Annotated in this window: 14 protein-coding genes; 1 reads left to right on the top strand and 13 read right to left on the bottom strand. The window is 46.5% G+C overall.

Annotation, left to right across the window (positions count from 1 at the left end):
* Positions 1-19 precede the first annotated feature (19 nt).
* The 10 genes from M3079_RS00445 to mraZ all read right to left on the bottom strand — a co-directional run bounded on the left by M3079_RS00445 (position 20) and on the right by mraZ (position 10597).
* Complete coding sequence (locus tag M3079_RS00445) at positions 20-964, bottom strand: D-alanine--D-alanine ligase (RefSeq protein WP_249076580.1); 945 nt, start codon at positions 962-964, stop codon at positions 20-22.
* Entirely contained in the window at positions 957-2345 is a 1389-nt protein-coding gene (gene murC / locus M3079_RS00440; RefSeq protein ID WP_249076579.1) for a UDP-N-acetylmuramate--L-alanine ligase, read from the bottom strand. Before murC ends, M3079_RS00445 begins: the two co-directional genes overlap by 8 nt.
* A 16-nt stretch (positions 2346-2361) precedes the next feature.
* Positions 2362-3465, bottom strand: coding sequence for an undecaprenyldiphospho-muramoylpentapeptide beta-N-acetylglucosaminyltransferase (gene murG, locus M3079_RS00435; RefSeq protein WP_249076578.1), 1104 nt, complete (start codon positions 3463-3465; stop codon positions 2362-2364).
* 1 nt (position 3466) lies between these two features.
* Positions 3467-4834, bottom strand: a complete 1368-nt coding sequence (gene murD, locus M3079_RS00430; protein ID WP_349293320.1) for a UDP-N-acetylmuramoyl-L-alanine--D-glutamate ligase — start codon at positions 4832-4834, stop codon at positions 3467-3469.
* Entirely contained in the window at positions 4828-5805 is a 978-nt protein-coding gene (gene mraY / locus M3079_RS00425) for a phospho-N-acetylmuramoyl-pentapeptide-transferase (protein ID WP_249076574.1), read from the bottom strand. The genes murD and mraY overlap by 7 nt, the downstream gene beginning before the upstream one ends.
* A gap of 19 nt (positions 5806-5824) precedes the next feature.
* Entirely contained in the window at positions 5825-7201 is a 1377-nt protein-coding gene (gene murF, locus M3079_RS00420; RefSeq protein WP_249076572.1) for a UDP-N-acetylmuramoyl-tripeptide--D-alanyl-D-alanine ligase, read from the bottom strand.
* A gap of 1 nt (position 7202) precedes the next feature.
* Positions 7203-8684 (bottom strand): UDP-N-acetylmuramoyl-L-alanyl-D-glutamate--2,6-diaminopimelate ligase, encoded by a 1482-nt coding sequence (locus M3079_RS00415; RefSeq protein ID WP_249076571.1) that lies wholly within the window; start codon positions 8682-8684, stop codon positions 7203-7205.
* 103 nt (positions 8685-8787) lie between these two features.
* Complete coding sequence (locus M3079_RS00410) at positions 8788-9195, bottom strand: hypothetical protein (protein ID WP_249076570.1); 408 nt, start codon at positions 9193-9195, stop codon at positions 8788-8790.
* Positions 9196-9219: 24 nt separating this feature from the next.
* Entirely contained in the window at positions 9220-10158 is a 939-nt protein-coding gene (gene rsmH / locus M3079_RS00405; RefSeq protein ID WP_021715374.1) for a 16S rRNA (cytosine(1402)-N(4))-methyltransferase RsmH, read from the bottom strand.
* A gap of 1 nt (position 10159) precedes the next feature.
* Positions 10160-10597: a division/cell wall cluster transcriptional repressor MraZ gene (gene mraZ / locus M3079_RS00400; protein ID WP_021715373.1), complete on the bottom strand. Its 438-nt coding sequence runs from the start codon at positions 10595-10597 to the stop codon at positions 10160-10162.
* Between the two features lie 237 nt (positions 10598-10834).
* On the opposite strand from mraZ, the gene M3079_RS00395 reads away from it, so the two are divergent.
* On the top strand, positions 10835-11038 hold the full coding sequence (locus tag M3079_RS00395) for a DUF1858 domain-containing protein (protein WP_021715372.1): 204 nt from the start codon (positions 10835-10837) through the stop codon (positions 11036-11038).
* 79 nt (positions 11039-11117) lie between these two features.
* Here the strand turns inward: M3079_RS00395 and M3079_RS00390 are convergent, their stop codons facing one another.
* The 3 genes from M3079_RS00390 to M3079_RS00380 form a co-directional block, all read right to left on the bottom strand.
* Positions 11118-11471, bottom strand: a complete 354-nt coding sequence (locus M3079_RS00390; RefSeq protein ID WP_249076569.1) for a hypothetical protein — start codon at positions 11469-11471, stop codon at positions 11118-11120.
* Positions 11472-11536: 65 nt separating this feature from the next.
* A complete protein-coding gene (locus tag M3079_RS00385) occupies positions 11537-11989 on the bottom strand; it encodes a hypothetical protein (RefSeq protein ID WP_249076568.1) in 453 nt (150 codons plus the stop codon).
* Positions 11990-12002: 13 nt separating this feature from the next.
* Complete coding sequence (locus M3079_RS00380; RefSeq protein ID WP_249076567.1) at positions 12003-12422, bottom strand: DUF3887 domain-containing protein; 420 nt, start codon at positions 12420-12422, stop codon at positions 12003-12005.
* Between the last annotated feature and the right edge of the window lie 71 nt (positions 12423-12493).

Raw genomic sequence — 12493 nt, 5'->3', positions numbered from 1 at the left:
TTCTTGGTTACTAAGTAAATTATTTATTATTAACTGATGCGGACTGTAAAATAATATTGCACAATTCGGGGAAAGAAATTCCTGCCGCAGCTGCCGCTTTTGGAACAAGGCTGGTTGCAGTCATGCCGGGCACGGTATTAATTTCAAGCACATAGCCGTTGCCTGCTTCATCAAGCATAACATCGGCACGGGCAACGCCGCTGCAGCCCAAAACTTCATAAGCCTGTTTGCTTATTTCCTGCACTTTTTTGGTTGTTTCTTCATCCAAATCTGCCGGGCAAATATATTCCGTTGCGCCTTTTGTATATTTAGAATGATAATCATACATACCGGAATGCGGGGCAATGTGAATAACCGGCAGGGCAACCACTTCACCGTCTTTCTGCATCATGGAAACGGTAAGTTCCTTGCCGCCGATAAATTCTTCCACCAGAATATCGCGGGAATATTTAAAAGCGTTTGCCAGCGCTTCATCAAGCTGCGCTTCTTCTTTAACAATTTCCACGCCGATGCTGGAGCCCTGGCTTGCAGGTTTAATAACTACCGGCAGGCTGAAACGCTGCATAATTTTTTCTTTTATACCGCTTTCTTTTTTATTAACAATCAGGCAGGCCGGGGTGGAAATGCCTGCGTCGCGCAGCATGCGTTTGGTAATAACTTTGTCCATGCAGGATACGCTGGCAATCATGCCGCTGCCGGTATAAGGCATCTCGCGTATTTCCAGCAAAGTCTGCAAACGTCCGTCTTCGCCGTAAAGCCCGTGCACAGCGTTAAAAACAACTTCTGCTTTGCTTTCAGCAAGCTGTTTGCCAAAATTGCGCGGGTCAAGATCAATTTCAACAACATTGGTATAGCCATATTCTCTCAGCGCATTGGCAATGGCTGCACCGGTATTTAAAGAAACCTCACGTTCTGCGGAAGGACCGCCCATTACAACTGCAACTACCTGATTTTTGTTAAACATTTTCATTGCTCCTTTGCAAATCTGCTACTAATGCTTCGCCAACTTTATATACATCACCTGCGCCGATAGTCATAACCAAATCACCGGTGCGGGCATTTGCCGCAAGATAATTTTCTATATCCGCCATTGACGGCACATACTCAACATCAACGCCCGAAGTTTCCTTAATGCCTTCGGCAAGCTTTTGGCTGTTTACGCCTTCAATTGGGTCTTCGCTGGCCGCGTAAATATCGGTTACTATAAGTTTATCGCAGCCTTTAAAGCAGGCGCAGAACTCATTAAACAAAAGCTGGGTGCGCGTATAGCGGTGCGGCTGGAAAACGCAGATTAAACGCTGCGGCTTCGTTTGCAGCGCAGCTTTTAAGGTTACGCCTATTTCCGTGGGATGATGCGCATAATCATCAACAACCCATACGCCGTTAACGCGCCCTTTGGTTTCAAAACGGCGGTGCGCACCAGTAAATTCCTTCAGTGCTTTTAAAATGCTGTCCGTTTTTATGCCCATTTCAACAGCGCAAACAAGCGCGCCCAACGAATTAAGCACATTGTGCCTGCCTGGAACAATCAGCTGAACTTCCGCAAACAGGCTGCCGTTTTTATAAACCTTATAATCCGTGCCGCCGGTATGGTAAACAATGTCTTTGGCAACGTAATCGGCCTGTTCATCATCAATGCCGTAGCTGATAACGCGGGTTTCGGTTTCCTGCGCCAGACGGCGGAGCTTGGGGTTATCCATGCACAGCACTGCCGCACCGCCCCGTTTTACGCTGCCCACAAACTGCTTAAAGGCAGCATAAATATTTTCTTCACTGCCGTAATGGTCCATATGGTCGTTTTCAATATTGGTTACAAGCGCATACAGTGGATAAAACTTCAAAAACGAACCGTCGCTTTCATCCGCTTCGGCAATTACATAACGGCCTTTGCCGCTGCGCGCATTGCCGCCGAGGCTTGTTACTTCACCGCCGATAACAATGGTAGGGTCTATGCCGCCCTGCGCCGCTATGCAGCTTAACATGGCGCTGGTTGTTGTTTTGCCGTGCGCACCTGCAACAGCCACGCCATCGGCATGGTTAAGCAGCTCTGCCAATACGTCCGACCTGTGCATAACCTTTATGCCCTGCTCTTTGGCTGCCACCAGCTCACAGTTATCCGGATGAATGGCAGATGAAATAACAACCGCATCCGCACCATTTACCTGACTGGAAGCATGCCCCTGATAAACAACGGCTCCCAGCGCTTTCAGCTTCTCGCAGATACCGCCGGCGTTTTTATCCGAACCGGATACATGAAAGCCGCGTTCGCAAAGCACATGTGCCAAAGCACTCATTCCGGCACCGCCAATACCAATAAAATGAATATTGTGTATTCCCGAAAGCATTTAAAATCCTCCCTGCTCAATTTTTTACAAGCTGCAGCGCCTGCTGCGCAATTTCCTTCGCCGCACCGGGCCTGCCCAGGCTTTTGGCAGCTTTTTTCATTTTCTGCAAATCTTCGCTGCGTATTAATAAATGCTCTATTTCTTCAAGCAGTTTTTCGCCTGTAAGTTCTTTATCCAAAATAACTTTGGCCGCACCGGCAGCCTCTACCGCACGGGCGTTAAACTCCTGATGGTTGGCAGTTGCATAAGGGTACGGAATTAAAACCGAAGGCACGCCCTTTGCCGTAAGTTCCGCAAGGCCTATCGCCCCCGCGCGGAACACCGCCAAATCTGCCGCCGCCAGTGCCATTGGCATATCATGCAGATAAGGCTTAACAACTATATTATCTTCAAAAGAGCCTTTTTTGTTTAGCTCCTTAATATATTCCTCGTAATTGGCTTCGCCGGTGGCGTGCAGTACCTGCACATCATGCCTGCCGCTCAGCGCCTGTTCAACATAAAGCATGGCCTTGTTAATGCTTTGTGCGCCGCGGCTGCCGCCGGATACCAGAATGGTTTGTTTTTCCGGGTCAAGCCCGAAAAATTTTATCGCTTCACTGCGTTTATTGGAAAGAATTTCACTGCGGATAGGGTTGCCGGTATATATTTTACGCGATTTTCCCGTAAAATATTTTTCAGCCTCACGGTAACCCAAAAACACTTTTTTTACAAAGCGTGCCAAAATCTTATTGGTAACACCCGGCATGGCATTCTGCTCCTGAATTGCGGTTGGAATGCCGCGCAGAGCCGCCAAAAACACTACCGGCCCGCATACATAGCCGCCGGTGCCAATAACAAGGTCCGGCTTTATTTCGCTGATAAGGCTGTTTGCGCCAATCAGCCCGGTAAACAGTTTGCCGAAGGAACGCAGCGTGTCAAAACTCAGGCTGCGTTTAAAACCAGCTATTTCAATATAGCGCAGCGGATAACCGTAGCGCGGAATAATATTTTTTTCAAGCCCCTGCTGCGTGCCTACAAAAATAATCTGCGCATCGGGGCGAAGTTTTTTTATTTGGTCGGCAATGGTAAGCGCCGGGTAAATATGCCCGCCTGTACCGCCGCCGGAAAGTATAACCTTCACTTTATTTTTCCTCCGCAGCCGAAAGTTCCGCAACTATCTGTTTAAAGCAGCGCCCGCGCTCCGGGAAACCTGTAAACATATCAAAGGATGCGCACGCCGGAGATAAAAGCACCGTCTGCGGTTTAACAGCCGTTTTATACGCCAGCTCCACAGCTTCCTTCATGGAAGTTACCATGCGTATATCGCTGACGCCTGCTTTTTCAGCCGCTTCTTTAAAACGCTCTGCCGCTTCGCCAAGCAAAATCAGCGTATCAACCTTTGTTTTTACAAGCTGCATCATTTCTTCAAGCGGGGTCAGTTTATCGCGCCCGCCGGCAATTAAAATCAAATGCCCGTCAAACGCTTCCAGCGCCTTAATGGTAGAATCGGTATTGGTTGCTTTGGAATCATTATAATAACGTACGCCGTTAATTGTCGCCGTATATTCAATGCGGTGTTCAACACCTTTAAAGTTTTTCAGCACTTCTGCAATATTACAGGGTTCAACGCCTGCAAAAAACGCCGCGCCAATAGCAGCAAGCACGTTTTCTTCGTTATGCCCGCCAAAAATCTGCAAATCTTTCCTGTTGCAGATAACTTCTTTAGTATCGTTCCAGGCAATAACAAAATTGCCGTTCTGCATATAAATGCCCTGCGGCAAAACTTCCCTGCGGCTGAACCAGCACAATCTGCCCGGCACAAGCCCGCCCCAGCTTTTAACAACAGGGTCATCAAAATTAAGCAGTGTTACGTCTTCCGGATGCTGGTTTTTAAAAATGTTGCATTTGGCCGCACCATAAGCTTCCATTGTATGGTGGCGCGTTAAATGGTCAGGCGTTAAATTTAAAATAACGGCAATTTCTGCGCGGAAGTTCTGCACCGTTTCCAGCTGAAAGCTGGAAAGTTCAGCCGCCAGCCACGAATTTTCGGGCATGGTTTCAACTTCTTTGGTAAGCGCCATGCCAATATTGCCGCCAACCTTTGTTACGCAGGGCAGCGTTGCCAGCATTTCGCCTATCAAAATAGTGGTTGTTGTTTTGCCGTTGGTACCGGTAATGCCCACAATATGCCCGTTATAATTGCGGTAAGCAAGTTCCGCCTCGCCGGTTACATTAATGCCGCGGTTCAGCGCTTCCTGCACCAAAGGGTTCTCCATGCTGATGCCCGGTGAAAGGATTACTTCTTCCACATCGTCCAACAGTCCTTCTTTTTTGCCTATTACAATTTGCCCGCCGCTTTTAGCAAGCAGTTCTTTTAAATCTGCATCAACCTCATGCCCGGCATCATTATAAAGCAGCACACGTTTGCCCTGGCGTGCCAGAATATCCGCAGCACCGCACCCGCTGATGCCTATGCCATAAACAAGTACAGCCTTACTCAAAATTAAAATCCTCCGTTTCCGTTAAGCCACAGCAAAACACCCGCAATGCACAGCAGGCAGCTTGCGGCAAAAAAACGTTTTACAATTTTGGTTTCTTTCCATCCGCCAAGTTCAAAATGATGATGTATCGGCGTCATACGGAAAATACGCCTGCCGCCCGTAAGGCGGAAATAAGTAACCTGCATTATTACAGATGTTGCTTCCATAACGTAAATGCCGCCGAGAATTACAAGCAAAAGCTCAGTATGCGTAAGCAGCGCCAGCGCCGCAACACCGCCGCCTATTGCCAGCGAACCGGTATCGCCCATAAACACTTTGGCCGGATGGTGGTTAAACAGCAAAAAGCCGAGGCACGCACCGGTAATGGCCAGCGCAAACACGCTTAAATCGGCATGGCCGGTGTTATAGGCAATAAACGCATAAGCAGCCGTTACTGGCAGCGTAACGCTTGCCGCAAGCCCGTCAAGCCCGTCGGTAAGGTTTACGGCATTAGTTGTGCCCACAAGCAGCAAAAATACCAGCACGTAATATAACCAGCCTAACGGAAGCATATATTCCGTACCGGGTATGGCTATGCTTAAATCAGACTGCACATGGGTTTCAATATAATAAACATACGCCCCAGCCAGTACAAACTGCATAAAAAACTTCTGGGCAGCAGTAAGGCCAAGGTTGCGTTTCATTACAACTTTAATATAATCGTCAATAAAACCAATCAGCGCATGGCCGAAGGTTAAAAGCAGCGCAATGCACAACGCCGGTGTAAAATTGCACCATACGGCAACGGCAACCAGAATTGCCAGCAGCATCATAATGCCGCCCATAGTAGGCGTGCCGCTTTTTTTCATGTGTTCTTTCGGGCCGCATTCGCGGATGCTCTGCCCAAAATTCAGTTTATGCAAAACCGAAATAAAGCTCGGCCCTGTTACGGCACAGATAATAAACGCCGTAGCCAGTGCACCAAGAAGATTAATTGTCATTTATCCAACACTCCGGATTTTATTTTTTAAGAACAAGGTCAATCAAGCCATCAACCTGCATGGAATGAGAGCCTTTGAGTAAAATTATATCATCATTGCGTAAAATGCCGCTTAAAATTTTGGCTGCTTCCGCACGGTCATGGCAAATAAAGGTTTTTACGCCTTTTTCCTGTGCTGCTCGTCCTGTATGTATTGCTTCCGTGCCGTAGGTAATAAGCACGTCAACGCCTTCGGCAGCGGCCATTTCGCCAACTTCTTTATGTGCCTGCACGGAAAGCGCACCAAGCTCCAGCATATCTGCCAGCACGGCAACCGCCCTGCCGCCTTTGGCATCTTTTACGGCATGCAGTGTTTTTAAAGCGCTTGCCATAGATGCAGGGCTGGCATTATAGGCATCATTAATAACCGTTACGCTGCCAAACTGCATAAATTCCTGGCGTTTACCGGTAAGGCGCACATCTTTTAAAGCATTTTTTATCTGCACCAGCGGAACATTAAATGCAGCTGCCACGGCAATGGCTGCCAGCGCGTTATAAACATTATGTTCGCCCAAAAGCGGAAGCACGATATGTTCTTTTTCGCCTGCTGCGGCACAAACGCAGTCAAACTCGCTGCCTTCAGCCGTAAGTTTAATGTTCTGCGCATATACGCCGGCTTCTTCCGTACAGCCGTAGCTTATAACTTTGGCTGCGGTTTTATCTGCCATGCGGCGTACAAAAGCATCATCATTATTAAGCACTGCAAACTGCTGCGCCGTTAAATTTTCAACAATTTCGCTTTTAGCTCTGGCAATATTTTCCATACTGCCCAAAAGTTCCATATGTGTTTCGCCAACGTTTGTTACAACGGCAGCGTCGGGGCTTGCCAGTTTGCACAGGGCGCGTATCTGCCCCAGGCCGCGCATGCCCATTTCCACAACGGCAATTTCCGTATCGTTTTTAATGTTCAGCAATGTTTTTGGAAGCCCTATTTCGTTATTAAAATTGGCCTCCGTTTTAACAACATTATACTTGCAGGCAAGGCAGGCTGCAATCAAATCTTTGGTTGATGTTTTACCGTTGGAACCGGTTACCGCAACAACCTTTAAATTCTTTTGCTTATCACGCCAGGCTTTGGCAATAAGCTGATATGCTTTTAAAGTGTCATCTGTTTTTATAACAACGGCATCCTGCGGCAAGCCTTCAACAGCATGGCTTACAAGTACGCCCGCTGCCCCAAGTGCCAGTGCTTTGGCGCAATAGTTATGGCCGTCAAAATTTTCGCCGCTTAACGCTACAAACAGTTCTCCGCTTTTAATTGTACGGCTGTCCGTATTAATGCCGGTAAATTCAACTTTCTGCAAACTGCGGCAGCTTCCGCCCGTTGCCGCCAGTATTTCCTGCAAATCAAACATCATATCACCTTTTGTTCTGCCAGTATTCCTGCACTATTTCACGGTCATCAAAATGAATGGTTTCATGACCGATTATCTGATAATTTTCATGCCCTTTGCCGGCAATTAAAACAACATCGTCAGCAGCGGCATGTGCAAGGGCATAGTTAATTGCTTCGCGCCTGTCGCTTAAACGCACGCTGGTTTTACCTGCCGGAATTTCCTTAAGAGCGGTTTCAATTTCATCAATAATAAGTTCAGGGTCTTCGGTACGAGGGTTATCGGAAGTTACAACAACATTATCCGCAAGTTCCAGCGCAATGCGTCCCATAATCGGGCGTTTTTTGTTGTCGCGGTCACCGCCGCAGCCAAACACAACCCAAAGTTTGCCGCGAGTAATGCCGCGCGCAGTTTTCAGCACGTTTTCCAGGCCGTCCGGGGTATGGGCGTAATCCACAATTACGGTGTAGGGCTGCCCTGCCTCTACCAGCTGAAAACGTCCCGGCACGCCGTCAAAGCCGTCAAGCACATCCATAATAATTTGCGGGTCAATCTTTTCGGCAAGCATTGCGCCCACGGCGGACATTACATTATATACATTAAATTCACCCGTAATTTTAAGCACCAAATCCATCTCGCAGGCAGGTGTATGCAGCTTTAATGCCATTTGTTTGGCCTGCACGTCAAAACTGATGGGATAAATATCGTAATCCTTGCTTTCGCCGTAAGTAATTACCGGCACTTTAGTGCGTGCGGCAATAATTTTACTGCTGGGGTCATCCATGTTAAGCACGGCATTTTTGCCTTCCTTGGTGCCGACTGCCAGATGTTCAAACAAAAGGCTTTTGGCATCACGGTAATTTTCAAAAGTTTTATGAAAATCCAGATGGTCCTGCGTGATATTGGTTAAAACAGCCGTATCATATTCAATACCGGCAACACGTTTTAATGCCAAAGCATGGCTCGAAACTTCCATTACCACATAATCGCACCCGCACTGCTGCATTTTATACAGAGTTTTCTGCAAATCAACAACATCCGGCGTTGTATTATGCGAAACGGTTTCTTCGTCTTCAATCATAATATTAATGGTACCAATCATGCCAACCTTATATCCCGCCCTGCGCAGAATAAGCCTGATAATATTGGTGGTAGTTGTTTTGCCGTTAGTTCCGGTAACGCCAATCATGCGCATTTTTTTGCCGGGATAGTCAAAAAAATAAGGGGTCACTAACTCCATGGCCCTTCTGGTATCGTTTACCTTAATCAGCGTCATGCCTTCCGGGCATGCAGCAGCATCTTCAACAATGGCTGCCACCGCGCCCTTTTCATGCGCCTGCTGTAAAAATTTATGCCCGTCAACAGTTGCGCCTTTCAGGCAGATAAATAAACTTCCCGGTACAACAACGCGGGAATCGGCAGTTATATCAGTAATGGTTTTGCCTGCCGCGCCGGTAACTTCTGCGTCCGGCAGCAGGTTCAGCAAATCCTGTAAATTCTTTTCCATCCGGATACCTCCAAAAGTGAAACGGCAGCCTTAATACACTCAGGCTGCCTCCCATAAAATTTTATATTATTATACCATATCTTGCTTAAGAAGGCTATGTTTTTTACTTTGCATAAGCATAACCGTCATAAGCAATTTTACCTTTGTCTGCTTTAACGTAAATATTGTTGCGTGCTACCTGCATGCCAAGCTGCTTTTCGGCAATAGAGGTAATTCTTTCAGGTCCCTTAAGCTGCTCAACAACAATGCGTTCTTCGCTGTTTTCCAGCATCAAAGCCGCTTCCTGCTGTTTTAAGGCTACAAGCTCATTGCTTTTGGAAATAAGGCATTCGCTGCGTACAACGCATGCAAAATAAGTAGCCAGCAAAATTCCTGCCACCACAGCAATACGGCGGCGCATAAGTTTTAAATTGCGCTGTTTGGGCCTTTTTACATACGCTGTCTGCCGTACAGTATTTTCTTGTTGTTCTTCCAATTCCCATGCATATTCATCATACTTTCTGGCTAACATAGCGTTTTCCTCCATCAATATTTATCAGCATTTCTCGGCAAACCTAAGCCTTGCACTGCGCGCACGCGGATTTTCTTCAACTTCTTCCGCAGGCGGCACAATATTCCCCACTTTTTTCAGCTGCGGTTTTCTGCCGCACACACATACCGGAAACTGCGGCGGGCAAATGCAGCCTTTGGCAAGCGCTGCAAAAGTTTGTTTTACAATTCTGTCTTCCAGTGAATGAAAGGTTATTACGCCAATTCTTCCGCCTGTTTTAAGCCTTGCCACAGCATTTTCCATTGTTTTTTGCAGTATGCCGAGTTCATTGTTAACTTCAATCCTCAGTGCCTGAAAAGTTCTTTTTGCCGGGTGCGGCCCATCCATTCTGGCACCTTTGGGTATAGCTTTTTTTATAATTTCCACCAGTTCAAAAGTGGTGGAAATATGTTTGTTTTTGCGTTCTGCCGCAATAAAAGCAGCTATGCGTTTGCTCCAGCGCTCCTCACCGTAACGGTGAATAATATCAGCAAGCTCGCTTTCGGAATAATTATTTACAATATATTCCGCGCTCAGCTTTGCGCTTTTATCCATGCGCATGTCAAGCGGCCCGTCGTGCATATACGAAAAACCGCGTTCCGGCGTATCCAGCTGATAACTTGAAACGCCAAGGTCAAAAAAGATACCGTCAATCTGTTCTATATTAAGGCTGTCAAGCACAGCATCAAAATCTTTAAAATTGCTTTTTACGGTGGCTATCCGGCATTGGCACGGAGCCAGGCGTTTTTTGGATGCGGCAATGGCATCTTCGTCCTGGTCAATGCCTATAAGCATTCCGTCCTCGTTAAGCTGCGAAGCAAACCCGAAGGAATGCCCGGCGCCGCCCATGGTGCAGTCCACATAAACGCCGTCTTTATTTGTTATAAGCCATTTAACGCTTTCGTCAAGCAAAATGCTTTTATGCTTAAATTCGTTTGCTGCCATTTTAAATACCTATATCCATATCAGCAAGCTGCGCTGCCACAGCGTCGGCATCTTCGGCATTAACTGCGTTATATTCCTGCCAACGGGCTGCGTCCCAAATTTCAGCCCTGCTGCCTACGCCAACTATTACCGCGTTTTTTTCAAGCCCAGCAAAAGTACGCAGGCTTGCCGGAAGCAGTACACGCCCCTGCTTGTCACATTCTACTTCGGCTGCGCCGCTGAAGAAAAACCTGCTGAAAGTACGGGCATTTTTATTCGTCATCGGCAAAGCATTAAGTTTAAGTTCCAGCTTATGCCATTCATCTTTATCATATACAAACAGGCAGCCATCCAGCCCTTTGCTGATGATAAAACTGCCGCCGAGGGTTTCACGGAGCTTTGCGGGCATGAAAAGGCGGCCTTTTACGTCAATAGTATGCTGATATTCACCCATTAACATAGCGGCACTCTCCTCCCCTTTTCCCCACTTTACACCATTATACCCCACTTTAGGTTAAAAAACAATATTATTATGCATATTAATGCACTTTTTTGTAAATTAACCGGCCGCCAAAAATATTTTTAAACAAGTTACCCTAAAGCAACTTTTATTTTCGCCAAACTGTGGTATAATAAAAAAGCCGAAAGGCAAAAAGTAAATAATTTAGCATTTATGCTTTAAGGAGGATTATTAAATATGCTTACCAAAGATACCGGCATTATTGATGCCGTTCAAAACCATCCTGAAATTTTAGAAGTTTTTGCAGAATACGGCCTCGGCTGCGTTGGCTGCATGGCATCCCATTTTGAAAGCATCGGCCAGGGCGCTGCTGCCCACGGCATTGATGTTGACGCTTTCATTGCCGACTGCAACAAAGCTATTGAAGCTGCAAAAAAATAAAACCGCAGCTTAACACCGCGGTTTAAAATTTAAAACTGTTTTAAGGGCTTAGCCCGGCATGTGCCGGATTAAGCCTTTTTTATTTTGCTTTCATCTGCTTAACAATCAGCGATACGGAAGGCTGTGTTATACTGAACAGGTTTGCCAGAAAGTCCTGCGTTAAATGTTCTTCATTATATAAACGCCATATCTCCCTGTTGCGTTCTTCCCTGCCGCTGAAAGGCTTTAGCTCTACCTCTCTTGCTTCTATGCAAAAGCCCCTGTCGGCAAGCACTACCACTTTGCGTTTCCCTTCTCCATCCGTTATTTTAAGTTCCAGCGTCCTGCCTCCATTTTCGTCACGCTGGTTGATGTTATAGTACTCTATTTCATCTTCCCCTGCCGCTTTTTTCAGCATCGTCTGGTTAAACGGTATTTCTTTTATTTCCACCATATCACCTCGTATGTATTGATATGTTTTTGGCTGTGCAGCAGGGCTTTTTCCTGCTGCTTTCTTTTTTACTTTGCGTTTTTGCGCTGAAGTATTTTAAGCGCCATTGTGTAGGCGTTGCGCATGGTTGCATTATTGCGTACGTCTACCGGCGTCATGTCTGCCCCAAGGTCTGCGCATACTTTTCCTTCGCTGTCTACTATGTAGTTCGCTCCTATTATGTATTCATTGCCGAAGGTGTTAAATAAATACAGCGTTACTGCTGATACTGCCCCTGCCATGTCTTCTCCCTGCCTTAAGCTTGCAAGAAAGGTCTGGTCTGTGTATTTTTCTTCGGCAAAGAAGGCCAGGTAGTATTTGCCGTCTTTTTTTACGGTGTTTACGCTTTCGCTGTCTATATAAAGCACTCCTACATCTGTTTTACCTGCTTCAAGCAGGTTCTGCGCCAGCGTTGGCAGCGGCAGCATGCACAATGCCGCCGCTGTAAGGCAGGTTGCCATTATTCCTTTTAGTTTGCCCATGGTGTTTTACCGTTTATTTCTGTTCTGCGTTCTGCTGCATGGGGCTTAAGGCAAAGTCTGTCATTTTGTTTTCTTTGTTGAAGGCAAAGGTGATGCTTACAAGTTTTTCTTTGCTGAAAGAGCCTATGTAGGTTACGTAGTCTACGTTGTCATAACGCTGGAAGGAGTAGAATTTGCTTTCTTTTAATCTGCCGAAGCGTTCCTGTACTTGTTTTTTTAGTACGTCATAGGCCTGTTCTGTCACTTTGGCTTTTAATGTATCGTCAAAGCCGCTCGCAAACTGGTTGTAGGCAGGTGCTTCCAGAGTAAAAGCTGCTACAAAGTTTTCTGCCGCGCGCTGTTCTTTGTTAAGGTCGCCGCCATCTGCTGCAAAGCCTATGGCTGCTATGGCAAGGGTAAAAATTGTGGTAAGGGTTAAAATAAGTTTTTTCATAGTCTGTCCTTCTTTCTGTGTTTGTCTTTTATTTTATTGGTTTATTTTATGGTTGGGGTTTGTTTTACTTT

Origin of the sequence: Phascolarctobacterium sp. ET69 (assembly GCF_023336935.1) — a bacterium.
Classification (GTDB): domain Bacteria; phylum Bacillota; class Negativicutes; order Acidaminococcales; family Acidaminococcaceae; genus Fusicatenibacter_A; species Fusicatenibacter_A intestinipullorum.
The sequence above is the reverse complement of the archived record's forward strand: the minus strand, read 5'-3'. Positions and strand labels throughout refer to the sequence as shown.

Bases quoted from the DNA above. Each gene is read 5' to 3' on its own strand.
- M3079_RS00445 (WP_249076580.1), bottom strand. From the start codon at position 964: ATGTTTAACAAAAATCAGGTAGTTGCAGTTGTAATGGGCGGTCCTTCC.
- murC (WP_249076579.1), bottom strand. From the start codon at position 2,345: ATGCTTTCGGGAATACACAATATTCATTTTATTGGTATTGGCGGTGCC.
- mraY (WP_249076574.1), bottom strand. From the start codon at position 5,805: ATGACAATTAATCTTCTTGGTGCACTGGCTACGGCGTTTATTATCTGT.
- murF (WP_249076572.1), bottom strand. From the start codon at position 7,201: ATGATGTTTGATTTGCAGGAAATACTGGCGGCAACGGGCGGAAGCTGC.
- M3079_RS00415 (WP_249076571.1), bottom strand. From the start codon at position 8,684: ATGGAAAAGAATTTACAGGATTTGCTGAACCTGCTGCCGGACGCAGAA.
- M3079_RS00410 (WP_249076570.1), bottom strand. From the start codon at position 9,195: ATGTTAGCCAGAAAGTATGATGAATATGCATGGGAATTGGAAGAACAA.
- rsmH (WP_021715374.1), bottom strand. From the start codon at position 10,158: ATGGCAGCAAACGAATTTAAGCATAAAAGCATTTTGCTTGACGAAAGC.
- mraZ (WP_021715373.1), bottom strand. From the start codon at position 10,597: ATGTTAATGGGTGAATATCAGCATACTATTGACGTAAAAGGCCGCCTT.
- M3079_RS00395 (WP_021715372.1), top strand. From the start codon at position 10,835: ATGCTTACCAAAGATACCGGCATTATTGATGCCGTTCAAAACCATCCT.
- M3079_RS00390 (WP_249076569.1), bottom strand. From the start codon at position 11,471: ATGGTGGAAATAAAAGAAATACCGTTTAACCAGACGATGCTGAAAAAA.
- M3079_RS00385 (WP_249076568.1), bottom strand. From the start codon at position 11,989: ATGGGCAAACTAAAAGGAATAATGGCAACCTGCCTTACAGCGGCGGCA.
- M3079_RS00380 (WP_249076567.1), bottom strand. From the start codon at position 12,422: ATGAAAAAACTTATTTTAACCCTTACCACAATTTTTACCCTTGCCATA.